Origin of the sequence: Salinicoccus halitifaciens, assembly GCF_021026095.1 — a bacterium.
GTDB classification, from domain to species: Bacteria; Bacillota; Bacilli; order Staphylococcales; family Salinicoccaceae; genus Lacicoccus; species Lacicoccus halitifaciens.
Genome location: NZ_JAJNCU010000001.1, coordinates 78,271 through 104,432, shown reverse-complemented (window position 1 = coordinate 104,432; position 26,162 = coordinate 78,271). Strand labels below are relative to the sequence as shown.

At 50.2% G+C, this 26,162-nt stretch carries 25 protein-coding genes; 3 read left to right on the top strand and 22 right to left on the bottom strand.

All coding sequences use genetic code 11. From position 1 onward, the window contains the following. Positions 1-34: 34 nt before the first annotated feature. Positions 35-544: a type 1 glutamine amidotransferase domain-containing protein gene (locus LPW40_RS00485; protein WP_097038049.1), complete on the bottom strand. Its 510-nt coding sequence runs from the start codon at positions 542-544 to the stop codon at positions 35-37. A gap of 179 nt (positions 545-723) precedes the next feature. Here LPW40_RS00485 and LPW40_RS00480 point away from each other — a divergent pair, with 179 nt between their 5' ends. Further along, entirely contained in the window at positions 724-879 is a 156-nt protein-coding gene (locus LPW40_RS00480; RefSeq protein ID WP_230820295.1) for a hypothetical protein, read from the top strand. A 77-nt stretch (positions 880-956) separates the two neighbouring features. Here the strand turns inward: LPW40_RS00480 and LPW40_RS00475 are convergent, their stop codons facing one another. The 6 genes from LPW40_RS00475 to LPW40_RS00450 all read right to left on the bottom strand — a co-directional run bounded on the left by LPW40_RS00475 (position 957) and on the right by LPW40_RS00450 (position 7,218). After that, positions 957-1,670, bottom strand: a complete 714-nt coding sequence (locus LPW40_RS00475; protein ID WP_230820294.1) for a hypothetical protein — start codon at positions 1,668-1,670, stop codon at positions 957-959. Between the two features lie 320 nt (positions 1,671-1,990). Then, positions 1,991-3,430: an APC family permease gene (locus tag LPW40_RS00470; protein WP_230820293.1), complete on the bottom strand. Its 1,440-nt coding sequence runs from the start codon at positions 3,428-3,430 to the stop codon at positions 1,991-1,993. Between the two features lie 88 nt (positions 3,431-3,518). Continuing rightward, the gene (locus LPW40_RS00465) at positions 3,519-4,511 is read right to left on the bottom strand and encodes a FecCD family ABC transporter permease (RefSeq protein ID WP_230820292.1); all 993 of its coding nucleotides are present in this window, start codon (positions 4,509-4,511) and stop codon (positions 3,519-3,521) included. Next, a complete protein-coding gene (locus LPW40_RS00460; protein ID WP_230820291.1) occupies positions 4,504-5,472 on the bottom strand; it encodes a FecCD family ABC transporter permease in 969 nt (322 codons plus the stop codon). Before LPW40_RS00460 ends, LPW40_RS00465 begins: the two co-directional genes overlap by 8 nt. After that, on the bottom strand, positions 5,473-6,282 hold the full coding sequence (locus LPW40_RS00455) for an ABC transporter ATP-binding protein (protein ID WP_230820290.1): 810 nt from the start codon (positions 6,280-6,282) through the stop codon (positions 5,473-5,475). It abuts the gene before it with no gap. An 18-nt stretch (positions 6,283-6,300) separates the two neighbouring features. Next, positions 6,301-7,218: an ABC transporter substrate-binding protein gene (locus tag LPW40_RS00450; RefSeq protein WP_230820289.1), complete on the bottom strand. Its 918-nt coding sequence runs from the start codon at positions 7,216-7,218 to the stop codon at positions 6,301-6,303. Positions 7,219-7,334: 116 nt separating this feature from the next. On the opposite strand from LPW40_RS00450, the gene LPW40_RS00445 reads away from it, so the two are divergent. Next, on the top strand, positions 7,335-8,351 hold the full coding sequence (locus tag LPW40_RS00445; protein WP_230820288.1) for an NAD(P)/FAD-dependent oxidoreductase: 1,017 nt from the start codon (positions 7,335-7,337) through the stop codon (positions 8,349-8,351). Between the two features lie 182 nt (positions 8,352-8,533). On the opposite strand, the gene LPW40_RS00440 is transcribed toward LPW40_RS00445, so the two are convergent. The 3 genes from LPW40_RS00440 to LPW40_RS00430 all read right to left on the bottom strand — a co-directional run bounded on the left by LPW40_RS00440 (position 8,534) and on the right by LPW40_RS00430 (position 11,646). Continuing rightward, the gene (locus LPW40_RS00440) at positions 8,534-9,880 is read right to left on the bottom strand and encodes a cytochrome P450 (protein ID WP_230820287.1); all 1,347 of its coding nucleotides are present in this window, start codon (positions 9,878-9,880) and stop codon (positions 8,534-8,536) included. A 77-nt stretch (positions 9,881-9,957) separates the two neighbouring features. Then, a complete protein-coding gene (locus LPW40_RS00435) occupies positions 9,958-10,968 on the bottom strand; it encodes a beta propeller repeat protein (RefSeq protein ID WP_230820286.1) in 1,011 nt (336 codons plus the stop codon). Between the two features lie 162 nt (positions 10,969-11,130). Then, positions 11,131-11,646 carry a hypothetical protein gene (locus LPW40_RS00430; protein ID WP_230820285.1) on the bottom strand — a complete coding sequence of 172 codons (516 nt, stop codon included), beginning with the start codon at positions 11,644-11,646 and terminating at the stop codon, positions 11,131-11,133. Positions 11,647-11,812: 166 nt separating this feature from the next. On the opposite strand from LPW40_RS00430, the gene LPW40_RS00425 reads away from it, so the two are divergent. After that, on the top strand, positions 11,813-13,222 hold the full coding sequence (locus LPW40_RS00425) for an aldehyde dehydrogenase family protein (protein ID WP_230820284.1): 1,410 nt from the start codon (positions 11,813-11,815) through the stop codon (positions 13,220-13,222). Between the two features lie 219 nt (positions 13,223-13,441). Here LPW40_RS00425 and LPW40_RS00420 read toward each other — a convergent pair whose 3' ends face one another. The 12 genes from LPW40_RS00420 to LPW40_RS00365 all read right to left on the bottom strand — a co-directional run bounded on the left by LPW40_RS00420 (position 13,442) and on the right by LPW40_RS00365 (position 26,138). Next, the gene (locus LPW40_RS00420) at positions 13,442-14,044 is read right to left on the bottom strand and encodes a YdcF family protein (protein WP_230820283.1); all 603 of its coding nucleotides are present in this window, start codon (positions 14,042-14,044) and stop codon (positions 13,442-13,444) included. 126 nt (positions 14,045-14,170) lie between these two features. Further along, positions 14,171-15,589, bottom strand: a complete 1,419-nt coding sequence (gene nhaC / locus LPW40_RS00415) for a Na+/H+ antiporter NhaC (RefSeq protein ID WP_230820282.1) — start codon at positions 15,587-15,589, stop codon at positions 14,171-14,173. 374 nt (positions 15,590-15,963) lie between these two features. Further along, positions 15,964-17,178 carry a CynX/NimT family MFS transporter gene (locus LPW40_RS00410; RefSeq protein WP_230820281.1) on the bottom strand — a complete coding sequence of 405 codons (1,215 nt, stop codon included), beginning with the start codon at positions 17,176-17,178 and terminating at the stop codon, positions 15,964-15,966. Between the two features lie 117 nt (positions 17,179-17,295). Continuing rightward, the gene (locus tag LPW40_RS00405; RefSeq protein ID WP_230820280.1) at positions 17,296-17,727 is read right to left on the bottom strand and encodes a pyridoxamine 5'-phosphate oxidase family protein; all 432 of its coding nucleotides are present in this window, start codon (positions 17,725-17,727) and stop codon (positions 17,296-17,298) included. 65 nt (positions 17,728-17,792) lie between these two features. After that, the gene (locus tag LPW40_RS00400) at positions 17,793-18,299 is read right to left on the bottom strand and encodes a hypothetical protein (RefSeq protein WP_230820279.1); all 507 of its coding nucleotides are present in this window, start codon (positions 18,297-18,299) and stop codon (positions 17,793-17,795) included. Between the two features lie 56 nt (positions 18,300-18,355). After that, entirely contained in the window at positions 18,356-18,955 is a 600-nt protein-coding gene (locus LPW40_RS00395; protein ID WP_230820278.1) for a YdcF family protein, read from the bottom strand. Then, entirely contained in the window at positions 18,952-20,175 is a 1,224-nt protein-coding gene (locus LPW40_RS00390) for a GNAT family N-acetyltransferase (protein WP_230820276.1), read from the bottom strand. Before LPW40_RS00390 ends, LPW40_RS00395 begins: the two co-directional genes overlap by 4 nt. 35 nt (positions 20,176-20,210) lie before the next feature. Next, entirely contained in the window at positions 20,211-21,365 is a 1,155-nt protein-coding gene (locus LPW40_RS00385; RefSeq protein WP_230820274.1) for a DegT/DnrJ/EryC1/StrS family aminotransferase, read from the bottom strand. A 247-nt stretch (positions 21,366-21,612) separates the two neighbouring features. Continuing rightward, positions 21,613-21,819 (bottom strand): hypothetical protein, encoded by a 207-nt coding sequence (locus LPW40_RS00380; RefSeq protein WP_230820272.1) that lies wholly within the window; start codon positions 21,817-21,819, stop codon positions 21,613-21,615. 3 nt (positions 21,820-21,822) lie between these two features. Beyond that, positions 21,823-23,085, bottom strand: coding sequence for a hypothetical protein (locus LPW40_RS00375; protein ID WP_230820271.1), 1,263 nt, complete (start codon positions 23,083-23,085; stop codon positions 21,823-21,825). A 13-nt stretch (positions 23,086-23,098) separates the two neighbouring features. Beyond that, the gene (locus tag LPW40_RS00370; RefSeq protein ID WP_230820270.1) at positions 23,099-24,307 is read right to left on the bottom strand and encodes a lipopolysaccharide biosynthesis protein; all 1,209 of its coding nucleotides are present in this window, start codon (positions 24,305-24,307) and stop codon (positions 23,099-23,101) included. Then, entirely contained in the window at positions 24,297-26,138 is a 1,842-nt protein-coding gene (locus LPW40_RS00365; RefSeq protein ID WP_230821035.1) for a polysaccharide biosynthesis protein, read from the bottom strand. Before LPW40_RS00365 ends, LPW40_RS00370 begins: the two co-directional genes overlap by 11 nt. Positions 26,139-26,162 lie beyond the last annotated feature (24 nt).

The following is a 26,162-nucleotide window of genomic DNA, read 5'->3' as shown; positions in this document are numbered from 1 at the left end:
AAAAAACCCGCTCACATTGAGCGGGGTTCACTTATTATTCATTCAGCGCTTCCTGGATGGCTTTGTTGAAATCGTCAAGGTCATCCGGTGTGCGGCTCGTGATCAGATTGTCTGACACGACCACCGATTCATCATGATAGATGGCACCGGCATTTTCAAGGTCCTTCTTCACGTTCGCAACGCTCGTCAGGTCATAGCCGCGCAGCTTATCCGTGTCGACCAGGAACTGCGGGCCGTGGCAGATCGAGAACGTCGGTTTTTTATTTTCAAGGAAATGTCCGGCGAATTTGGCGTTATCCGGATTGCCGCGCAATACGTCCGGTGAAAAACCGCCCGGCACGAGGATTGCTGCATAATCTTCCGGATTGGCGTCCGAGACGCTCTTATCCGCCTGGAAAGTGTCGCCGTTCTTGCCGTTCACTTCTTTTCCGTCTGGTGAAATGACTTCCACTTCATAGCCTTTTGCTTCTATCGCTTCTTTAGGACTTGTATATTCGATTTCTTCAACATAATCCGCCATCAGTACTGCGACTTTCTTGCTCACAAGACATCTCTCCTTATTATATGATTCATAAAACTGTATACCCCGAGTATTTCCACAGTAAACATAGGGCTTTCAGCGGCCCCCAAAAATTAATTAACGCGTTACATGTTTAAAGGGATTACAGGCGGGTAGAGTATGACTGTACAAGAAATACAGATCAAAAAGGAGAGATTTTAACTATGGCTGACAAAAACTTCATGGACAAAGCGAAAGACACTGCTTCAAATGCGAACGAGAAGTGGGACAGCGCCAAGAAGAAAGGCGACAGCGTCATGGATAAAGTCAATCAGGGCGGCAAAGACGATAAAGACAACAAAGAGCAGGATAAAAAATAGTATTCCACCCACTGCAGCCGGGAAAACCCTTCTGCAGTACCCTTAAATAAAAGGCACCGGGACATTCGTCCCGGTGCCTATTTGTCTTCGACCGCACTTTTAAGGTCTTCTATCGTGCCGTCCGCCTGGTTCAGGTATTTATCGCTGTTCTCCACATGGATGGCAAGCAGCTCGTCATGCAGATCATAATCCGTTCCCTCGTAGATCGACTTGAATTCGATCAGTGCGAGTGTGCGGTTTTCGATCGCCATGGACAATTCCTCGATCGCCGACTCGACGTTCTCCATATCGGCATCGGCGACCACCTTCGGCACTTCCAGGTTATTCAGATCCTGCTCCAAGTCGGAATACTGTGAGTGGATCAATTCAATCTGGCGTGCGACCTCTTCAAGCTGTTTTGCAGTCAATTGCTTTTCTTCATCCTTGATGATGTCCGCCTGCGTGTTCACGAGTGTCCGGTACAGATGACTGAAACTGTCCTCCCAGATCATGCCGACACTGTACTGTACGCCTGAAAGCTCCCTGATGAAGCGCTCCTGGCCGCTGATGTCCGGTTTCTCATCGCCGGCATACACCGCCTGATCGAGTCCGACCGCCGGCGCTGCTTTATTATCGTTGATTTTCGGGCCGGAACCATTCTCCAGGACGAAATCGGTGATTTTATGTACTTCGTGGGTGTGGACTGCGTTCATCTCGTTCCCGGTGATCGCCGCCTCTTCCCCTTCCCGGCCGCATCCCGCAAGACCCAGACAGGCCAGCAGTGATAAACATATTATCTTCCGGTCATTCATTATGATAGCTCCCTCATGATCAGAGTTCGTGCATATGTTTTCAGAACGTAATCATTGTAACACACCTGTAATATAAATAAAACACTTTTATTGTAAGCGTTTACATAAGTATTGTCAATAGAAATAATGATGCCGCACCTCCTGCGCATGCTCGCGGCCCGCGCGAACATGTGATGGAAGCTTTAATAGGTACTCGTCACGTCCACGAGTTCCTGCAGAAATCCCATTAGGTATTCGTCACGCCCACGAGTGCCTGTTAACCACTCTCTCCCCTAAATTTTCCAACAAAAAGAGCGCCCGCAGGCGCTCAATTCATCAACCTATTCTTTTTTACCGTTATCCTGCTTCAATATCTGGAAGTCCAGCTCTTCCTTGGTCATCGCATTAATCTTCTTAAACTGTGTCATGAAGAATATTGCGCCGAGCAATATCCATGCACCGAGTGCGATGTAGGACGGCACGGACAGTGATGCCGGCGATCCCGGATAGAGCAGCAGCACAAGGAACACGACTGAAATAATCGCACCGAGCACGCCGAAGACCGTATAGACCATGTTCTTCTCCGCACCGTTCCTGAAGAATTTCACCGCCACCAGGCTGGTCGCAAGGAATGCGATCGATACGCCGACCGAGGACATGTCCACAATCCAGCTCAGCGCCGTACGCCCGAGCCAAGGGGCCGCAAGCGTCACAATCAGGACGAACCATACCGCAATATACGGGGTTTTATTCTTCGGGTGGATCTTCGCAAAGATTTCAGGTACGAAATTTGCACGTCCGAGGGCGAAAATCAGGCGCGATGAGGATAAATAAAACCCGTTCAGCCCCGTGAACACCCCGAATGAAATTGCGAACGCAAGCAGCGTCATGCCGATGCCGCCCATCGATGAATTGATGACGGAACCGGTCACCCACATCGCGCCGTCGATTGCGTTCTGATCCGCATAAATCCATGAAGTGATCAGGATCATCGCCACATATGTCAGGATTGATGCGATGATGCCGAAAACGATCAGTTTGAACGTCTTCTCGGCCGGGAACTTGAATTCCTCCGCCGCCTGCGGGATGTTGTCGAAGCCGACGTACATCCACGGGGCGATTGCGACGATCAGGATGATTGATGTCCAAACGCCGTTTTCGGCGTTGAACAACGGCTGTGCATTATCAAACGAAAAGTCCCCTGCAAAGAATGATGCCGCAAACAATCCTGCAACGACGAGCCCCATGAACAGGCAGAAGATGAACTGCAGATTACCGGATAATCCCGACCCTTTCGATGAAATGTAGGCGAACACCACAAGTATCAATGTCGATAGGATCACTTCCATAATGTAGACATCCCAGCCGGCGATCGTATACAGATAGCCGACTTCGAGGACATCCGGCAGTACGAATTTGAATAAAAGACTGAATGCACTCGCGTTCAGGGCGACGATACATATGTAACCGAGTACGAGAAACCATGAAGCGATGAAACTGAAATATTTTCCAAAACCTGCGTAGGTGAAGGCGAACTCCCCGCCCGACACCGGGAATTTTGCGGTCAGTGCACCGTACGCCACGGCGATGATCAGCATCAGGAGTCCCCCGATGGTGATTCCGAGCGTTGCACCGAGTGTGCCCGATGAATTCAGCCAGTCGCCCGGCAGTATGAAGGCACCCCAGCCGATGGACGAGCCGTAGGCCACAGCCCATATGAAGCGCTTCGACATCGTGTTGTCAAGCTCCTGCCTCTCTATTCCACTTATACTTTTCTGCATGATTCCAACTCCCAATAAATTTGATTAACATCTTATACCCCGTTTACATCATACTATAACCGGAGACATGAAAAAACAGCGGGAAAGTTTATACTTTCCGCGCCGTCATAAGGAGATATATGAAGTACGGTCCGCCGATCAGTGCGACGACAATCCCCGCCGGAATGATCAATGGTGCAAGCAGTAGCTTGCCGATCAGGTCGGAGACGCTGAGCAGCAGCGCCCCGATGCCGAGTGTGCCGATGAAGACGAACTTCATTTCCACTTTGAATAAAAGTCTTGCGATATGCGGCGCGATCAGGCCGATGAAGCTGATGGCACCGGCGACACTGACCGCGACACTCGAGAGCATCGCCGCACAGATAATCAGGAGCACCTTTTCGACGTTCACGTTCATGCCGAGCCCGCGGAGCGTATCATCCTCCAGGTTCAGCATGGCCATTTCATTGATTTTCATCCAGGCGAAGACGGAAACCACTAAGATGTACGGGAGTATGACCACGACGAATGCCCATGTGTCCCCCCAGATGTTCCCGGCGAGATACTGGTTCAGCATCGTCATCTGTCTGTCATCGAACGTTGAGGTGAAGACGTACAAAAAGCCCGTCACCCCCATCGCAACCGCAATCCCGATCAGTATGAACATGTTGCTGTTGAAGCTGCCGCGCACGAATGACAATACGAACACCAAAAGTACCGTGATGAGCCCCGCGATGAAGCTCATCACCGGCAGTGCATACAGGTTGTTGCTGCCCCCGCCGCTCACGAACATGAGGAACAGCACAACCCCGAACCCGCTTCCCGCATTGACCCCGATGATGCCGGGGTCGGCGAGCGGATTCCTTGAGATCACCTGAAGAATCAATCCGCTTAAGGCGAGCGCCGCGCCGCACAGAATGGTGATAATGACGCGGGGCATGCGGAACTCGTAGAATACGAGATTCACATCCGCCCCGGCCCGGCCCATAATTAAATCCAAAAGATCGCCGGGGCTCAAGCTGAACGTGCCGGTGACGAGGGTCAAAACGACGGTCACCAGGAGCAGTGCGGCAATGATGACCAATTTCAAAGGATTACGCATATTTCCGCCCCCGCGTCCTGATGATGTAGATGAAGAACGGCAGCCCGATCATCGCGATGATGGCGTTGACCGGTGTCTCGTTCAGCATCCGCGCCGCCATATCCGACAGCATGAACAGCGCCCCGCCGAAAAGCCCCGTATAAAGAATCGTCCAGCGGTGCATGTACCCTGCAATCATCTTCACGATATGCGGGACGAGCAGGCCGAGGAACACGACGTTCCCGACGATCGCGACACTCATCGATGCAAGCAGCACGGCACATACAAGCGTAATCACCTGATACATACGCTGGTTCTGCCCGAGCGAGGCCAACATCTCCTCGCCGAATAAAAACACATCGAGCTCTTTTGACAGTACATATAATATCACGATCACCACGGCGGCAACCGGGGCGATCACCCCAAGCTGTCCAAGTGATACCCCGGCCGCACCGCCGCTCGTGAAGAACGCAAGGTACTGGCCGAGGTTGTTCGTGATCACGAGGAAATCCGTCACGGCATATAAAAACAGTGAAATCCCCGCACCCGCAAGTATAAGGTGGATCGGGGACCTGAATCGCGTCACGAATAAAATGATCACGCCGACCACGAGCCCGCCGAGAAACCCCGCTGTAAGCATCGCCGCAAAAGACAATACCGGGAGCACGAGCGTCGCTGCGACAATCGCGAAATTCGCACCCGCGTTCACGCCGAGTATGCTCGGCTCGCTCAGATTATTATGCGTGACCGTCTGCATGATGAGGCCTGAAATGCTGATCATCAGCCCCGCCAGAAAGGCGGCAACGACCCTCGGCAGGCGGATCTCATAAAGGATGCCGCCGGCCCGATCAAGCTCACCGCCCCAGAACAGAGTGTCCACCACTTTACCTACCGAGTAATTCTCGACCCCGAACATCATGGCGGCAAAGAAGGATACGCCTGCAAAAATGCATAGAAGGAGAACCAGCCAGCCATCTTTCATTTAAAGTGCCCGCCCGTTCACCGTCCGGCAGAACAGCTCATAGTCCGAGAGCACCGGTTTCCCTGTGACCGGGTCCGTTGTGATCCTGCCGTTGATGTTGAAGACTTCATTCAGTATGTCATTCGTCAGGACATCCGCCGGTGTTCCGCATCTCACGATCTCGCCGCGGTTCATCACGACGATTTCATCCGAATACTTCAGTGCCTGGTTGATGTCATGCAGCACCATCACAACCGTCTGACGGGTCTTTTTATTCAAATCCCGGATGATGTTCAATGTCTCCAGCTGATGGTGGATATCGAGGTAGGTCGTCGGTTCGTCGAGCAGGAGCACGTCCGACCCCTGCGCAAGCAGCAGGCTGATCCATACACGCTGCGCCTGGCCGCCGGACAGCTCGCTCATCATCCGGCCGCTGAATTCATCTGCGCCCGTCTCGGAGAGCGCCCAGTCGATGATTTTGTGATCGTCAGCAGTGAGCCCCTGGAACCTGCGCAGGTACGGATATCTGCTGAAGCTCACCAGGTCGCGCACCTTCAAGTCATACTGCAGCCTGTTCTTCTGCGAAAGTATGGCCACCTTCTTCGCAAGTGCCTTCGATTTCATGCGGCGGATGTCGAGGTCATTGATGTAGACCGACCCCTCACCCGCCTGGATGATGTTCGACACCGTCTTCAAAAGCGTCGATTTGCCGCAGCCGTTCGGTCCGATGATCGTCGTGATCTTACCGCTCATGAGCTCCAGGTTGATGTTCTTCAATATATCCTTCTTATCGATCGTCAAATCCATATTTTCAATCGTCACACTGGTCATACAACCACCTGCCTGTATTTATTCGGTCAGCGCATCCACGATGAATTCCCGCTGATGCTCAAGTGAATACGGATCATTATAGTAGAAAGTCGGTGAATCAAACTCGATCACGCGGTTATTCTGCACCGCATCGAGCTCTTTCCATACATTGGTGTCGCGGTATGCATTGTCCGCCCCGGAATCCCCCGTGCCGACGAACATGAAGTCACCCGCATACTTGTCGATTTCTTCAGCCGAGATGTTCTTCCAGCCCGTCTCGACAACATCCGCTTCGACCGCTTCCGGCACATCCAGGCCGAGTTCCTGATAGATAATTTCCGTGCCGCGGCCCCAGTTCGTGCCGTAAACGTAGATGTCCTTCGCATACTGCTCGATCACGCTCGCACTGACATCGGTGCCGACCGCATCTTCAACGGCTTCCCTGTCTTCAGCAAGCTTGCTTTCCCATTCAGCCACCCACTCAGAAGCCGCCTCTTCGTTGCCTGTGATGCTGCCGAACTCCTCATGGATGTCCAGGTAATTCCATTTTTCATACTGCACCGGAATCGTCGGTGCCACCGTTTCATACTTCTCAAGATTCTCATCCGTTTCAAAAGCGATGATCAGGTCCGGATCGAGGTTCATAATCTGTTCGATGTTCCCCTCCTCGATCATCTCAACATCTTCGGTCATCGGCTCAAGCACTTCACTCTGCGTGACGACCGTATGCGCCCCGACCATGTTCGCATCAAGATGCTTGAAATTGCCGAAGTAGCTTGATGCCATGACGACGATGCGCTCCGGCTCTGCAGGGATTTCAATCGTCTCCCCGGCATCCGTCGTATACTCCCGCATTTCGGCAGTGCCGCCGTCATCGTCACCCGTCGCTTCCCCGCCGCATGCCGCGAGCAGCGAGGCAAAAATGATACTTGCAAATAAAAGACCAAATCTATTCATATGTACACACTTCCCTGATTTTTTATTTAAGCACTGATTATCAATTGATAATCATTCTCAATGTAGTTATAATAAAACATATTAAGCGAAAATACAATCCAAAAGGGGAAATATAAATGAAAGTTTATGACACGCTGATCGTCGGCGGCGGTCCGGCCGGCCTTTACGCTGCATTTTACGCAGGCCTCCGCGGCATGTCGGTGAAACTGATTGAGCATCACGCGGAACTCGGCGGCAAGCTCAACATATACAGGGAGAAGTTTATATGGGATATCGGCGGCATGCCGGCGAATACGGGGGACGCAATCGTCCGCCAGCTGATCGAACAGGCGTATACTTTCGGCCCCGACGTCTCCACAAGCACGACGTGCCACGATATTACAAAGGAAGGGGATATCTTCAAGACCGAGACTTCAATCGGCGGTTTCACATCAAAATCCGTCATCATCGCAACCGGCCTCGGCATCTACTCACCCGTGAAACTCGATATCGACGGTGCCGAGAAGTTTGAAATGTCGAACCTGTATTATACGGTGAAGGATTTGAAGTCTTTTAAGAATAAAGAAATTCTCATCTCCGGCGGTGGCAACACCGCAGTCGACTGGGCGCATGACTTGAGCGGCATCGCAGGCTCCGTCACGCTCGTCTGCCGGAAAAGTGAATTGAAGGGACATGAGGCGATGGTCGGAAAGCTCGATGAGAAAGGCGTCCGTGTGGTCAAGGGTGCTGCGATCGATAAGCTCACGCCGAACAGCAGCCAGGATGAAATTCAAAGTGTGAGACTCTCCGACGGCACTGAAATCAAAACCGATGCCGTCGTCATCAATCACGGTTTCGATGCCGACTGTGAATTCGTCAAAAGGCTTGGGCAAAATCTTCCTATGAACGAACATCAGATGATCGAGACCGAGGACACCGTCGGCACCGGCATCCCGGGCCTTTATGCTTGCGGCGACCAGATCACCTACGACAACCGGGTGCACCTGATTGCGAGCTGCTTCCCGGAAGCGGCGATGGCCGCGAATTTTGCCAAACAATATATCAGCGGCGGCGAAGCGGCGGATGAAGCCATCGTCTCCAGCCATAACGAGAAATTCTCAGAGCTGAATGAACAGATGATCAGCCGGATATAAAATGAAAAGGGGCTGGCACTTAAGTCCTTAAAAAATTATAAATTGAATGAAGGAGACGAAAAATCCGTACGTTTGACTCCCGGGGGAACAGCATCTGCGCAAGACTACAGGCTTGCGCGATGCCTCAGGAAAGCAAACGTACGGATTCATTTTTTCATATAAAGTTATGCCTCAGCTCCACCTTATTCAGCGCTGTGCTTCACCACGGTCGGGCTCTGTTCGTCCAACTTCAGATCTTCGGCCGCAACACCGGTGCGCTTCACATTGTTGATGATGAAGCCGCTTTTCGGGAAGGCCGGGATCTTCGTCATATCGTATTCCAAATCCTGTTCCGGCACGTCGTAAGTCATTGACTTGGTGATGTATTCAAATGTCGAGCGCATGACCATGACCGTGAGCCATTCACCTGCACAGCGGTGGCCGGCATAGAAGTCGCCGCCGCCCTGCGGCACGAATGAGAACGGGCTCTCGTCCCAGTCCCTGAACCGTTCCGGCTTGAATTCATCAGGGTCCTCCCATGCATCAGGATGCCGGTTCGTGCCGAACAGGTCGAGTATGACCATGCGGTTCTTCTTGAATTTATGACCCTTCCATTCGAATTTGCGTTTCACTTTTGCAACCATCGCAGGAGCAAACGGATAATAGCGGCGCACTTCCTGTGTGAACATCTTGCTGTAGGATTTGTCCGTCTTCAACTTCTCCCCGACGCCCGGATGCTCATGGATCGCGAGCAGGCCGAACGCGACAAAATAAGCGGCTGCAATCAGCGGCCGGTAGGCATTATTCAGATCCACCGCTGCCGCATGCAGATCGAGCGGCTTGCCGTCATTTTCGGTGTGGTGTGCCACAATGTAGAGCGGTGTGCTCGGATGGGCATCGAGTTTGCCGGCACGCACCTTCTTGATTAGCTGTTTCAGCCATTTCTCATGGCTTTTCCTCGATGCCATGCCCGACGTGAAACTTGCAGCCGTCCTCGCAACATCCGAACCGCCGAAGTCGACCATGTCCACAAGCTCGTCGACTCTTTGCTCGATGTCCTCCCCTTCAAGCGGTAGCCCCGCCCAGCGCATGCCGGTGACGCCGAACACTTTCTGTATCTCATCAAGTATCACGACTTCGGACTGATTTTCCCATTCCGCCGCTCTTTTATCCAGTTCCTCCACGGCAATCCGCTTCATGTCCTCCAGCCGTTCCGGCGTCATCATGGACAGAATCATCCGCTTGCGCTGCCTGTGGTCTTCACCGTCCAGACCGTGGACGCCGCCTTCACCGAGCAGCGAGCTCTTCAAAGGTTTCGGCATGGCACCTTTACGCTTGAACTTCGATTCATCGTAGAATATTTCAGCCGCTTCCTCCCCGGCGATGCAGATTGCCTTCCTGCCGAGCAGGCGCGTCTTAAATATGTCGGACTCCAGTTCCTTCCTGCGGTCGGGTATGAAATTGAACCCTTCCTGCATTAGATCGAGTGTGTTGTCGACGCCTTTGTCACGTGGGATAGGGTTTTTGACTTTCACAAATATCAGCTCCATATTGAAATTTACTGAACATTTAAACAGTCCATTTCTACACTTTTACCCATGCGGAAACCATATAAACTACAAAGCCTTCAATTCACAAGGACCGCATCGGTGATTCGCAAGTATTCAAGGGTCTTCGGCCAATCCATTTCAGCCTTTTTGAACGACATCCCGGCATCTTTTGAAATATAGAGTCCAGTGTTGTTCAACGCGTAGAATACACCCTTCTGCGTATCATCCGTCAAAAGTGCAAAAACTGATGAACCGTCCGGCTCCGGCAGGCCGTCATCGATGAATGTCCATCCGCCTTCACCCGTCCTGCGGACCATGCGGGTATGCGCCCGTTCCGGCAGATATGCCTGGTAAGGCCCCTTGGCGACCGAGGCGAGCAATGTATCCGGATTCCCCGGGTCTGCCGCAACATCCACCATGTAAGTGAATCCTCCGAGCCCTTCATTGAACTTCTCCCAAGTATCGCCGCCGTCTTTGCTTTCTGCGAACCCTTCGCCCGCCGCTTCGTAAATCCGGCCTGCCACATAAGGGTGCGCCTTGAGGGAGTGGCTGTCATGGTGCGACCCGGGCTTCCGGTCCTCCCATGATCCGCCGTGATCATTACTCCTCATCACGCCGCCGAGTTCTATGCCTGCAAATACCCGTCCCGTTTCATGGAGGTCCGGCTGGATCGTCCGGACATGATGCGTCTCCGGCCTCGGCGGGAAACTCCATTCCGGCTCGGAAGGGAGTTCCAGCAGTGCCTTCGAATCCATCCACGTCATGCCGCCGTCCTCCGACCGGTACAGCATGCTCGGCTCCGTCCCCGCCCAGAGCACACTGAATTCTCCGAGCTGTTCGGTCCTGCTCACGGCAAGGCTCATCACCCTTGAATGTAACACTTCTTCTCCGAGCTGCTGCCACGAAGCGCCGCCGTCGTCACTTGCGTGGAGTCCTTTATTGAAAGTGCCGGCATACAGCCGTCCGGAGACTTCATCATAAGCGACGCTCCGGATGTCCTCCGGCCCCTCGATCTCCTGAAGCGTCCATCCATCATCTTCAACCGCCTTGTAAATCGTGTTCTTCGCTGCAAAATATATTGAAACCATTTGAACCGCCCCTTTGAAAGTTGATGTACTACCCCTATACCCCGTCTGAATGCAAAAAAGCACAGCCGGCGGAGGCTGTGCTTTCTCATTTATATATTAGGCTTTTACTATTCGCTTGGTCTTCCACTCTACCCGAATTTACAGATAATATGCATGAAATCATTAGGAACCGGAAATTTTCCTGCTGTTCTTTATATTGTCGTAAAATTTTTCGAAGCAGTAGAAATGCCTTGGATTGACATTCCTGAGCACATGCGTGCGACGTGCCCCTTTGTCGTTTTGGACTTTGAAATACAGTATGCCCGCTTCATAGTTCTGATCTGTCATCCCCTCGATCACGAGGAGTTCAAGGTCATCCACTTCGGAGAACGGAAAATGGAAGACTTCCCATTTGAAGTCGGACTTGTTCAGCGTCGAGGTATTGACCGTCACGATCTCATCCTCCAGAAGGAAATAGATGCCGACGCGTGTGAAGTCGGTGAGGCATGTCCCCATGCAGTGGGCATCCTTCCCTCTGTATGTCTCATAGTTCTCATGAACTTTAAGGTACTGGTTCGCACTATTCATGAAGTCATATTCCTTCCCCTCCAGCTCATACTTATGTGACAGCACCTCTTCGATCGTCTTCGGCAGATTGATGTTGTCGAGATACTCGTTCAACACTTTATACTGGATCATGGCAACCCCTTCTTTCGTGACCTTTATTATGTAACTGGAAACTTTCTATACTGTACCCTGTAAAGAAATGGAATATGCATCCTGTCATGTTTTTTAAATCTGCGTGAAGGGTAGATTAAGAACAAGCGGAATTTACGACTCAACATATATTCAGGAGGAGATTTTTGTGAAAGAGTATCAAATTTACTACGACGGCAAGTGGCAGGATTCCGACTCAGGCGAATACAGCGAAGTGGAGAATCCCGCGACGGAGGAAATCATCGCAAAAGTTCCGAAAGGCAGCCATAATGATGTGGATAAAGCGGTGGCCGCAGCCAAAAAGGCATTCCCTGCATGGAATAAAACATCTCCAAAAGAACGTGCAGAGTACGTCAGAAAGATAAAGGACGGCATCGAAGCGAGGAAGCAGGAACTCGCTGATACGATGGTCGCAGAACTCGGCAACTCGCAGACGTTTTCGGAGGAAGGCCAGGTGCCTTTGTCACTGAAAGAGATGGAAGCCACTTTGGATGATTTCGATAAGCTGAAGTTCGAAGAGGAAATGGAAGACGGCACGATCCTCCAGAAGGAAGGTTTCGGTGTCGTTGCGTGCATTACGCCGTGGAACTACCCGCTGAACCAGATTCAGAGGAAAATCACACCGGCGCTCCTTGCAGGCAACACCGTCGTCGTGAAGCCGGCGAGCCTGACACCGCTCACCGCCATGATCCTCACTGAAATCATAGATGAGATCGGACTGCCGGACGGCGTATTCAACATGGTGACCGGAAGCGGCGGCGACCTCGGCGACTATTTGACGAAGCATGAAGATGTATCCGTCGTTTCATTTACAGGATCGACCCCGGTCGGTATGAAAATGTATGAAAACGCCGGTACGAACATCAAGAAGCTCGTGCTTGAACTCGGCGGAAAATCACCGCTCGTCTATCTGAAAGGCGGCGACCTGGACCAGGCGATCGACCAGGCGGCGAAGACCGTCATCAACAACCAGGGACAGAGCTGTTCTGCACTTACACGCCTGCTCGTACCGAAAGACCAGCTCGATGAAGTGAATGAAAGAATCAAGGAATACTATAAAGATGTGAAAATCGGCGACCCGACCGACTATGACACCGACATCGGTCCGCTCGTCGACAAGAACCAGATGGAAACTGTGCTGGATTATATAGAAAAAGGCAAGGAAGAAGGCGCGGAAGTCCTCGTCGGCGGCGGCAAAGTCGACAGGAAAGGCTACTATGTCGAGCCGACCGTCTTCACGAATGCGAAGAACGATATGACCATCGCACAGGAGGAGATCTTCGGACCCGTCCTCACTGTCATCCCGTATGAAGATGAGGAAGAAGCGATCGAGATTGCGAACGATACCGTATACGGCTTATCCGGAGCAGTCACCGGACCAGACTTCGATACGGCACTCAAAGTCGCAAAACAACTCCGCACCGGCAACGTCTTCGTCAACGGCGGCGACCGTTCACCAAAAGCCCCATTCGGCGGCTACAAACAGTCCGGCCTCGGACGTGAAAACGGCTTATACGGTGTTGAAGACTACCTTGAAGTCAAAGCACTGTTCACTTAAAACTGCATGAAATAGATCGACCCTGGAATGGCGCGGCCATTCCAGGGTCTTTTTTGTGGTTAACAGGTATTCGTGCAGTTCACGAGTTCCTGCAGGAAGTTTAATAGGCACTCGTCCGCCCCACGAGTTCCTGCAGGAAGTTTAATAGGCACTCGTCCACTCCACGAGTTCCTGCAGGGAGTTTAACAGGCATTCGTACTCTCCACGAGTTCCTGCAGACTAAACTTGAGCATCACCGTCATCCGGAATATCTATGAAATGATACAGCCCCAGCCGGTATCCCCATAGCTTCACATACTCCCTGAACCAGATGTTGGCCGAATAACTCAGTTCATACCAAGGGTCTCCATCCATACTAAGTGCAGCGACATATGTAAAATCGAACTTATTATCATAATCATTACTGTTCACGCGGTCATAAATCAACTTCGACCGCTTCAAATGATAATCACTCGTCACCACCAGCGCACTTTGAAAATCTCGTGCCTCCATAATATCCATCGTCTCTGTCGCATTGGTGTATGTACTCGTCGCAACCAATTCTTCGATGATTGCACTTTCCGGTATGCCAAGATCCAGGGCAAACTGCACGGACTGCGTATAATATTCATCCAATGCCGGTGAAATGACGACATAATCGGAGTACCCTTCATGATACAATTCTGCCGCTTTCATCATCCTGCCTCCGTCACCGCCGCCGAGCATCAGGATCACATCCGCCTCTTCCGGTGCATCACTTCTGTCATGGTTGAAACTCTCGGCAATGGATACGACTGCAAGTACCAGAATAATTCCTACTATAATAATGATTCTTTTCTTCATGTTCCTACACCGATCTTTCAAGTTGTTTTCTCAAATATCATCATAGCACGGAAAGATTGGAATATACCAACAACTGCCAATTCCAATAAAAAACGCCTTCCCTCACCGGAAAAGCGTCTTTAAATCCTAAATCTGATAATCCTCTTGTACTTCATCATCTTCCTTATCCATCTTGATCATTGTAAAACCAGTCAGTCCGTACAACAGAGTGAAGATTGGAGTGAAGAATGCGAGGAACAGGAATGGCAGAAAAGTCAGCGGTGCCACCCCGAGTGCTGCCGCTGCAAATATCGCATTGCCGTTCCAGGGAATTGCGACCGCGCCCTGGGTGGAGGTGTCCTCCATCAGCCTGGATAAGTTTTGCGGTTTCAGCCGTTGTTCCCTGTATAACGGCTTCAGCATCGTCCCGACCAGTGCAATCGATGCACTGGCTGTACCTAAAATCGCGGTACCGATGTAACTTGCCACCATGGAAGTCGGCACCAGAGTCTTCACCGAATTGACACGGCTGAAGAATGTATCCAGGAATTTCTGCAGTATGCCGGATTCCTGAAGCAGACCGCCGAGCCCCAAAGCGAACAGGAACAATGCCAGAAGGTTGAACATGCTGGTGATGCCGCCCTGCGTCAATAATGAGTCGACCGCTTCAATGCCGGAGTCCACTGCGTATCCGTCATATATCGTGCCGAGCGTTTCTGTAATACCAGCCCCCTGATAAAAGATCGCGACCAGTCCACCGAGCGCTGCACCAATGAAGATGGAAGTGACCGGTGGCTTCTTCAAAATGAGCAGCAGCAGGACGACAGCCAAAGGAATCAAAGTTACAAGTCCCAAATTAAAATGTGAGGAAAGGAAATCGGTCATCACTTCTATATTTGAAAGGCTCCCGCCTTCTTGTCCCCCATAATTCAGGCCGAGTACGACGAAGACGATGAGCGTCAGTATATAGGCGGGCATCGTCGTCCACAGCATATGTTTGACGTGGTCCATCAAGTCCGCTTCCATTATTGCTGCAGCAAGGTTCGTACTGTCGGACAGCGGCGATATTTTATCCCCGAAGTATGCGCCGCTGATGATTGCACCTGCGGACATGCCGGGAGGCAGACCGAGACCGTGGCTGATTCCCATCAAAGCCACACCCGCCGTCCCCATCGTCCCCCAGGAAGTCCCCGTAGAAACTGAGACGATTGTACAGAAGATCAAAGCCGTAGCAAAAAAGTAGCCCGGTGAAATCGACTGGATGCCGTAATAAATCAATGTCGGCACAGTGCCCGATATCAGCCATGCACCGATCATAGCTCCAACAACGAGAATAATCATAGACGGCAGCAGCGCTTTTGCCATCATCGACAGCATCGCCTGCTCCAGTTCTTTAAAGGTAAAACCCAAATATAATACAAACGGCATTGTGGTCATCAAAGTGATCAGCAGCATCAGTTCGATGGATGCATCGAACACAATCACACCGCCCATAATCAGAACGATAACCATAATCATCACAAAAACGGAGTACCAGATTGATGGCGTCCTTCTCTCTTTCTTCAAATCCATCATCCCCTTGAAGGTATTCGAATACACACAATTTTCCCTGACTGTTTATATTCCTATACCCTGTGCGGGATGATTTAATTTACTGAATATTAAGTATATTAATTAATAAAATAAACCTCGCATCTCGAGCCTCGGCACAGTGATAACGACCAGCCCTATCAGCTGAATTTAATAAAAAACGCCCTCCCTCACTGGAAAAGCGTCTCCTGATTGATCCTCTTCAATGCCAACACCACCTCGTTCTGCGAACGAAACTCCGTTAAGCCGCTATTACCACCTCGTTCTGCAATCGAGACTCCGTTAAGCCGCCAATACCACCTCGTCCTGCGATCGAGACTCCGATAGAGCAGGCATCAAGCATCTCCACCCTACACCTTATCCTCCAGCTCATCTTCTATATAAAATTCCCTCGTCGCAATCACACCTGCCGCACAGAACAACGCGACGATGATGAGATAAGAGGACAGCGCCGGCGTCCATGTTCCGGTGGCATCATATAAATACCCCATCAGGAACGGCCCGATGGCTGCAAGCAGGTAGCCGATCGACTGGCCGAAGCCGGAAAGTGAGATACTCCCGGAATCCGTCCGTGCCTTCAATGAAAATAAAAGCATGCATGTACTGAATGCGGCCCCTGTACCGAAGCCGATGAAAATCATACTGATGACGAGAATGCCAAACGACTGTGCAAACAGCAAAAGGTAACCGGTCAGGAATAGTCCTGTGATTGCAAACACAATCGTCCGCTGGTTGTCCACCCGGCTTGCAAGTATTGGGAATAAAAACGTCATCGGCAGCTGGGCGAACTGGCAAAACATGAAGAGATATCCGGCAGTTTCAGCCGACATCCCCTTCTCCATCAAAATGGACGGCAGCCATGCAGCGTTAGTGTAAAATGTCGTCGATTGGAGGGCGAACATAACCGCAATCGCCCAGGCCATCTTCGACTGGTGAATCTTCCTTCCCGGCGCACGCTCCACCTTCCGTGCCGCCGAACGCATCTCCCCAGCACCCCTCAACTGGGGGATCCAGACGATGAGCGCCACAACGCCGAACGCGATCCATATCGTGAGCGACAGCCCATAGCCCCCGCCGATTTCTGCAAGGGGTACACTGAATCCGCTGCCGAGTCCTGCAGTGAGGTTCATCGTGGAACTGTAGATAGCTGTGATAAAGCCCATCTGAAGCGGAAACTTCCATTTCGCATAGCTCGGCAGCGTCACATTGCCGACGCTGATGGCGACACCAAGCAGGACAGTGCCGATCAGGAACCATTCAAGCGTGCCCAAAGTCCGTATATATAATGAAGCAATCAGCAAAATGATCGCATAGAATATCGTGACTGGCATCGTGAACTTCTCAACGGCTTTTGAGACGAACGGGGATACCGCCGCAAAAGTGAGCAGCGGAATCGTGGTGAGCAGACCCGCCACAGTATTTGAAATCAGCAAATCTTCCCGGATGTCGCCGATCACCGGCCCGACCGCCGTCAGCGGTGCACGGAGCATTGCAGCCACCGCTATGATGCCGATGACGAGGAGAATGTTATCCCGGAGTTTCTGAGGTTGTTTGACAGCCTGCATATGCACACCACTTTCATTTTATGTAATACTTTAAAACTATATCTTTTCAGGGCCGTTTGCAATTCTTTCCGGCATAAAAAAGAGATGCCTCTTCCTCAGGAAGAATCATCTCTTCAATCATCCCGCAAAATCAAGCACTTCCGGCACATCGATTTCATCGTTTGCGTTCATCAGCTTGATCTCTTTCGGGATGAATTTCAGCACCACCATCACCTGACTTTCCAATTCCTCGATATCATGATGCTCCTGCTGATCCCACAGCCAGTCTACCGTCGGCTGGTCCATCACGACTTCCGTCCTCGCAAGCATTTCGACATAACTTGAATCCGCCTCCTCGTCATAGCCGAGGATGATGTAGCTCAAGTTGTTGTCCCTGATTTCATCGGTGTCGACGGATTCCGCTGTAACCTCGGTATAGAGGTTCCTCCCGTCATTATAAAATGTTACATAACGGCTGTGGGGTTTATTGCCATAGGCGGTGGACATGATGCCTACCCTCGGCGCATCAAGAATCCTTTCGACCTCTTTTTTCACCATTTCTCTTTCCATGCCTATCACCTCACCATTCAAATTCCTTTGAAACGCCGTGGATAAACATGTAAAATCATTTATATTCAAGCTCCCCTGATCCTTTTATTTTCCATGATATTCGTGTAAAAATCCCTGAAGCAGTGGATGTGCTCCGGATTGATGTTATGCAGCACATGCGTGCGATTGACGCCTTTATCATTGATGACCGTTACATATAATATACCCGCCTCATATTTATGATCATTGAGGTTTTCAACCATTTCAAGATCGAGTTCTTCAATTACCCTGAAGGGAAAATGCATGACCCGCCAGTCGGGTTCCTCACCGTTCATATTCTTCAAGTTCGAAGTGCTGATAGTCAGCACTTCATCTTCCAGCAGAAAATAAAGCCCCACCCGCGTGAAATTGAACAGGCATGTGCCAAGGCAGTAGACCATCTTCACTTTATAACTTTCAATACCTGCATATTCCTTCAAAAACTGATTAGCCCCATTGATGAATTCCAGCTCCAAATCCGTGAAATCAAACTTCGATTCAAGGATATGTGAGACGGTCTTCGGCAATACGATCTTATTTAGATGAATGTTCATTGCCTGATAGGAAATCATCTCCCTCACCCACTTCTTTTATAAATACAACGCACAAATCAATCATCGGGGAGATCCAGCACTTTATACAATCCCAGCCTGTAACCCCACATCCTGTAAAATTCAGTGGCCCACAGCAGTCTCGCATATGACCTTTCGTGCCATTTCTCACCGTCTTCACTTAAGGCAGCGACATAAGTCAAATCAAAACGGTCGTCATTTACGCGGTCAAAAGCCAGCCTCGATCGTTTTAAATGAAAGTCGCTCGTCACGACGAGCGCATTTTCGAATCCAAGTTTCTCCATCATCTCAAGACTCAGGACAGCATTCGTATAAGTACTGGTGGCTTCGGTCTCTGCGATGATCGCATGATCCGGGATGCCGAGCGTATTGGCAAATTCCCGGCTCTGGGAATAATATTCATCGCTGAGCGGTGAGATCATCACATAATCTGCATAACCTGCATGATATAATTCAGCAGCCTTCTGCAGCCGGCCCCGGTCGTCCCCGCCGAGCATGATGATCACATCGGCAGGCACCGGCTCATCCGTCTCACCGTGTTCGAAGCTTTCGATGACGACAACCACACTCAGAAGCAGGATTAAGCAGATTCCGATCACCAGGAACCTGAACTTCATGCTGCCGTTCAGCTTTTTCACCGGTATGCCGGGAAGTATTCTCTATTTTTGTCCAATCCCCTTTTGTCACATAAGGCATTGTATACTTCCTGGTTCCATATTTTCTTCCCGATGTGGAATTTGAATTCCGTATGCTTGCTGAAACGCCTCTTGAAATGCAGTACCGGATCATCTTCGGCATTGGAAACACCCCCGCCGTAATGGATCAGCGAGTAGCCGTTTTCAACGCCCCATTTCATCGAAGCATACTTCAGAAGATAGGCGGGTGAATGCTCCAGATAATCCGGATCCGTCCCGTTCAGATGATCATGAATGACGTCACCCGAGAGCATATAAAGTCCCATCGCAATGACCTTATCTTCGAATTTGACACTGATCGTCAGCAGGTCCTCCCCGAACCTGTCCTTCAATGCGTGGAAATACTCCCTGCTGAAATAATAGAACTGTGTCGCATTATGGCGTTCCATCGTCAAATTATAGATGTCGATGAAAGATTCGACATTTTTAAACCCTCTGTCGATATGGAAAGAAAACCGGTCGTCCCTGAGCCGTTTCCTGATTTTGGTCCTGGCCGTCCTTGAAAATTCATTCTGGAAAGTGTCCTCAAATCTTTTGAAGTCTGTACCGACCGTCTGCCTTAAGTACATGGTATCGTAGATACCGCTGAAATCCTCCTGGTTCTGGAATATCGGATGGAACCTGATGAACTCCGAAACGATATTATTGTTGGCACAGTAAATGCTGAAGCAATCCTCAAATTCAGAAATCAGTTTTTCCTTATTCGTGGATTCATGGATTACCGGACCACCGTATCCATAGGGTGAAATCAGATCGTAATATTTCACGCCATCCAATGTGGTATGGATTTCCCTTTTGATTGCACTGTGGGTCACATGACCGTATTTGCTTTTGATCTCGAAGAACTTGCCTTCCCCGTTTTCAATGAGCTCATTGACTTTGACATAGTCCTTCGTAAAGTAGATGTCCATATTCTTTTTGGCCGCAGGACGGATATCCCGATCCGCAGCCTGCCTGTCGATCACCGGGCTGACCGTTCCCTTGACCGCTGCCTGCGCTGCAGCGGTTTCCGACACCTTCTGTACTGCTTCCCTTTTGAACCTCGTCACTCTGATTCTGTTGCTGCCGCTCTCCTTACCGGTGTAAGTCGTTTCAAGTGATTCAGGGTCAAGAGTCCTTTCCCCGAACGTCCCCTTATAAGCTCCCATACTGTTCTGAGTCATTATATGACACCTCTCCCTTAATACCATCCTGATTTTTATGCTATGATTCTGTGAATCGGCAGCAGATCCCTGACCAGAGTGATGACTCTGTTGATCTCCTCTTCCGTCATCTTCGTATCGGAAGGGAGGCATAAACCATGTTCAAAAAGATATTTGGCGTTGTCCTGTTCCCCCCTGAAATAAGGGCACGTTTCAAATAATGGCTGCATATGCAGCGGTTTCCATACAGGGCGTGCTTCAATGTTTTCCTGCGCCAGATATTTTATGATGCGGCTCGGGGTGACCGATGACTTGGCCGGGTCTATCAGCATGGTCGACAGCCATCTCGTATGGAAGGAACCTTCGATTTCAGGCATGAAATCCACCGCACTGACATCACCGAAACCATCCACATACTGTTCGAAAATCGCCCGCTTCTTGGCGATCCGATCGTCGAGCACTTCCATCTGACCCCGGCCGATGCCCGCGCTGATATTGCTCAGACGGTAGTTGTAGCCGACTTCATTGTGCTGGTAATGCTCTGCGGCTTCTTTCGACTGTGTCGCTTTTTTCAGCGCTTTCTTGATGATCAGCTCATCGTCAGAAATCATCATCCCGCCTCCGGAAGTCGTGATGATTTTATTGCCGTTGAAGGAAAATACGCCGATTTTCCCAAACGTCCCGCTTGGCTGTCCCTGATATTCCGCGCCGAGCGACTCCGCTGCGTCCTCGATCACCGGCACGCCGTACCGGTCGCATATCTCCATGATGCGGTCCATCCTTGCCGACTGGCCGTAAAGATTCACCACGATGACCGCCTTTGGCAGTTTCCCCTTCATCCTGTAATATCTCATGGCCTTCTCCAGCAGATTCGGCGACATATTCCAGCTGTCCATCTCGGAATCGATAAATACCGGTGTTGCACCCATGTAGAGGATTGGATTCGCGCTCGCCACAAAAGTGAGCGATGAACAGAACACAACGTCCCCTCTCCCGACATTCAGCACATCCAGTGCAAGATGTATCGCACCGGTGCCGCTGGATACTGCACAGGCAGCGTTCGCCCCTGTATACTGCCTGATCTGATTTTCGAATTCATCGACGTTTTCCCCAAGCGGCGCAATCCAGTTCTTCTCGAATGCATCACTGACATATTTCTCTTCATTGCCTCCCATATGCGGAGACGATAGAAACACCCTGTTTGAAACCATATGATAAGCCCCTTTCCCCTTAAAGCATTTTAATCTTTCGTTTACTCCTTTTTGCTCCGTACTCCCTTACCCTTGTTCCTTCCCATCACGGTGGCGCTTTCAGAAATCACAGTTCCATAAAGACTGATATCCGGATTTAAGCTCCCCTGCTTCCCTTGATACGCCGATATTGTGATTTCCGATGCCACTCAACCGTGATTCATATAACCCTTTCCTACCATCCCCCCTGCCCGGCATGAACACCAGTTCATTCATAGTGGAATAGTGATGCCACTCCGGGTGCTTTCAAACATTTTGCGGATGCAGCGACTGTGATGTCCAATACGCTGTAAATATTAAGCTTAGCGACTATGGGGTAGACACCAGCGATGATTGGCATGACTTCTTCCGTCTGTCCGCTGGTGCCCTTCGAAGATTTCCAAAAGCCCCTCCCCCCGATTCTCCTGTTATACATACTTCACCTTCTCCATCGATAATCCCAGATGACGCCGAGGATGACGACGATGATGTAAAAGAATTTGAAGCGGTGCCTGAGCCCGGTCCCTGCATTGGAAATCGCAAGTCCGAATACGAACCAGCCGACCATGACGCTGATCAGAAGTATTCCAAGGATCGGCCTTTTCTTTATGATGTGGAAATTTTTGATGAACACCACAAGGGCGATGACATAGAAGACACCGTCGAACAGGAACGCAATCAGCTCATTCAAGCTCCCGATATTCCACGGCATCGGTGATGCGATGAAATAGATGAACTTGATCGGTGAATACATCAGCAGCTGGGACAGGTTGTTCACTTCGAGTCCTGTGAGGTAGGCCGAGCCGCCGCTTGCGGAAGCCACCGTTTTGTACAGGCCGACATCCTTATTGAACACCTGGTCCACCTTGTTGAATATCGGCAGCTCCTCGATCAGGTTCGGAAAGGACAGCATATAAGTCAGAGTGAGTGCAAAAAGACCGAACGGCACGAGTGATTCCAATGAAAACTTGAAACTTTTTGTATTGTGCCGGTAGAAGATGAAGCCGAACAGATAGCCGAGCAGTATCCCCATGACTGCCGTATGGAAGGATGCCCCGAGCAGTACGAAGATCACACTGAGCAGCGCACTCGACCGTTCCCTGTTTTTATACCAGCGGGTGAAGAAATATAATGACAGCACGATGGTGATTGAAATCAATGACTCCCGCATCAATATGCTCGAGAAAATCAGCGAGTGCGGAAAGAATGCCATCAATAACACCAGATACCACTGGACTTTTTCAGAAATATCGAGCATCTTGAAGATCTTGATCATGATCAGGAGTGCCGTGACAGCGATGATGATGTTCAGGAATTGTGCAAACAGCCGGTCGTCCCCGTATACATGGAAGAGCAGCCCCAGAAATTTCGAATAAAATCCGCCATAGATGTCGGTTTCCACCAGTGAAGGATTGAGACTGATCTTGAGTGCAGCCTCATGGTAATCCTCCGTATCCACACCACTGTGAGGGATGATTTTCTCACCCGGCCTGAAGTCTATCATCATCATCATCAGCCTGATGATGAAACTCGTATAGATGATGGCCGCAAATTTCGTGTGATTGATCAAAAGTGTGAAGAACAAGACGATTACTGTGAAAATGATGAATGAAAACGTCATATATTGAGTATCCGGGATGTAATGCTGAAACAAAAAGCTGACGATGATATATAATGATGCGGCGAGCCATATGATGACCATACCTCACCCCCTCCTAAATACTGACTTTATATTTCCAGTGATGCAGCAGGATCACCATCTGACCCAGCATCAACAGCCCATATGTGCTTATTGTGACAATGAACGCCCCCGGCAGGCCGTACGGTATGATCACTGCTGCAGACAGCACGATTGTTGCGATGAAAGTGATCGTCTGCATGACAACCTGGGGTGTGTAGAGATTCAGCACGTTGAGTGCCATTTCAAAAAGTTTAGTGTAGACGACGAAGAATAACAGGACGCCGAGCAGCAGCATCTCAAGCTGATAGCCCATGAATTCTTCACCGTACACGAGAACCAGTATGTCATTGCCGAAGAGGATGAGTACGACTTCCCCGACTGCAATCAGCCCCAGAAATACTCCGCATATTTTAAAGAATGATTTATAGAATAATCTGATGTTCTGCCTTGCCTGCTGTGCAAGCCCTGCGATGAATCCTTCATTCAGTGCAAAGACGATGTTATTCGTGATCAGTGCGAAGTACATGATCGTTGCAAAAATACCTAGAATTTCAACACTATGGAAGTATTCGAGCATGTATCTTGGCACATTCGACACCAGTGAGGCGAGCACTTCCACAAGTGAAAGCCCGATTCCGAGAGCGAAGATTTTTTTGAAATCGCCGGAATTCAGCCTGACCACCGGTTTCCCCGGTGAGTAAGTGAACTTCAATCCGTAGAAGTAGTAGATGAGCACCTGTGATATGAAGAGGCTCACCATCGCCATCAGCAGTGAATCGAATATGACGATCGCAATTGTAAAGAGTATCATCGTAAGAATACTTTTGTAGATCTTTGATGATGCAAGAAATGAAATCCTGGACTCTGAAATATTCTCCGTGTAGATGAATTCTTCCTTGTTCTCGTAATACTTGAAAAGTATGAAGACGAACAAACACATACTTTCATAGAAGTTCAGGTCGATGAAGATCATCGCCGCCACTGCCGTCACTATGAACCCGTAATTCGTGATGTCACGGAACTGCCTGAATATGGCATAGTCGTAGCTCAGTTTAGTCTGTGTCGGGACGAGCCTTGACAGCGAAAATCGGGCGAATAATACGAGCGGGGCGGTCAAGGCCAGGAAGTAGGAATACAGCCCCACTTCATAGAGTCCAAGCAGGCGCGTGATCAGTATGACCTGCAGCCACTGGTTGAGCGCTATGAAAATCGTCCCGACGATATTCATCATTCTAGACTGCACGTTTCTGCTCCATCTCTTTTCCAGTGTCTTCCCGGCCGACAAAGTTGATGAGCATTTCCTTCACTTCATTTTCATTCATGGCCAAAAAGACTTTTATTTTCTCTTCAATGACCTTCAATGAAGACTCAGATACCCTACCCCGGTATATTTTTTCATATACTTGTTCAGGATGAATCTCCTCCGGGTTGAGAAGTTCCTCATACAGTTTCTCACCGGGCCTCACACCGACGAATTCGATTCCGATGTCTTCTTCATTGAAGCCGCTGAGACGTATCATATTTTTGGCGAGATCGACGATCTTCACAGGTTCGCCCATATCGAGGACGAATACCTCGCCCCCTTCGGCGAGTGTGCTCGCCTGGATGACAAGCCGTGATGCCTCGGGAATCGTCATGAAGTACCGTGTCATCCTCGGATCGGTGACGGTGATCGGCCCGCCTTCTTCTATCTGGCGTTTGAACTTCGGCACGACCGAGCCGTTGCTTCCGAGTACATTGCCGAATCTGACTGCGACGAGAGTCGTATCTTCACAGTCCTTGTCGAGTGCCTGGACGATCATCTCCGCAACCCGTTTCGTCGCCCCCATGACGTTCGGTGGATTGACCGCTTTGTCCGTTGATATCATCACAAACTTTTTAGCCTTGTAGTGGCAGGCCGCTTCGGCCGTGTTCTTCGTTCCGATGATGTTATTTTTGATGGCCTCGACCGGGTTGTACTCCATCATCGGCACATGTTTATGCGCCGCCGCATGGTACACCATATCCGGCTGGTATTTCTCGAATACTTCAAAGATGCGCTTACGGTTCTGTACATCGGCGATGACCGGTATATAGCTGATGTCTTCATCCTTCCGGTCCAGCACTTCTTCGAGGATCATGTAGATGCTGTTCTCCCCGTGTCCGAGCAGAAGTATACGACTTGGTTTGAACCGGGAAATCTGCCTGACGATCTCCGACCCGATGCTCCCCCCGGCACCTGTCACCAGAATCGTCTTGCCCGTCACCTGCTCCTCAATGCCTTCCATGTCCAGCTCCACAGGTTCACGCCCGAGCAGGTCCTCGACTTCCACATGCTTCAGCATGTTCACTTCAAGCTTTCCGACCATTACATCTTCTATGCTCGGCATCGTCATCAATTCCACATCTTCGATGTTCACGAGGTCGTGGATATCTTTCAGCTCCTTCTTGCTGAGTGACGGGATCGCAATGACGATTTTCTGTATATCGTACTTATCGACCAGATGTCTGATATCGTTCCTGTCACCTTCCACCTTGATGCCGCTTAATTCCATATTCCTTTTCGTCTTATCATCATCCACGATCACCACAGGACTCAAGCCCATCCTCGGATTATCAAGCATCTGCCTGATCAGCAGGGTTCCCCCTTTTCCGGCACCCACGACCAGTGTCCTGACCATCTTTGCGCCATTGGACCTTCTGCCATTCAGATGATGATTCATGACCCGCCATGTCATCCTTGAGCCGCCGATCAGGATCAGATGCATCATCCATGTGATGAGCATCAGCCTGAAGAATGTCATATCGAACAGCAGATATATCATCACGGCCGTCGTGGCCATCGTCGCCGTCACAGAGAGTGTGATCGACGTGAGCTCCCTGACACTCGCAAACTCCCATGCCCTGTGGTAAAGGTTGAAGATGTAGGCGAAGATGTGATGGCTGAGCAGTATGATTGCCGCCGTCGCTCCGAGTACAAACAGTGAGTACTCCGAGAAGAAAGGAACAAGGATGTAATAACTGATGAATATCGAAAACGTCACGATTAAAGAATCAACAGAAACGAAGAGAAAATATCTTTTTTTAGCCCCCATATTACCCTCTACTTTCATTACCTA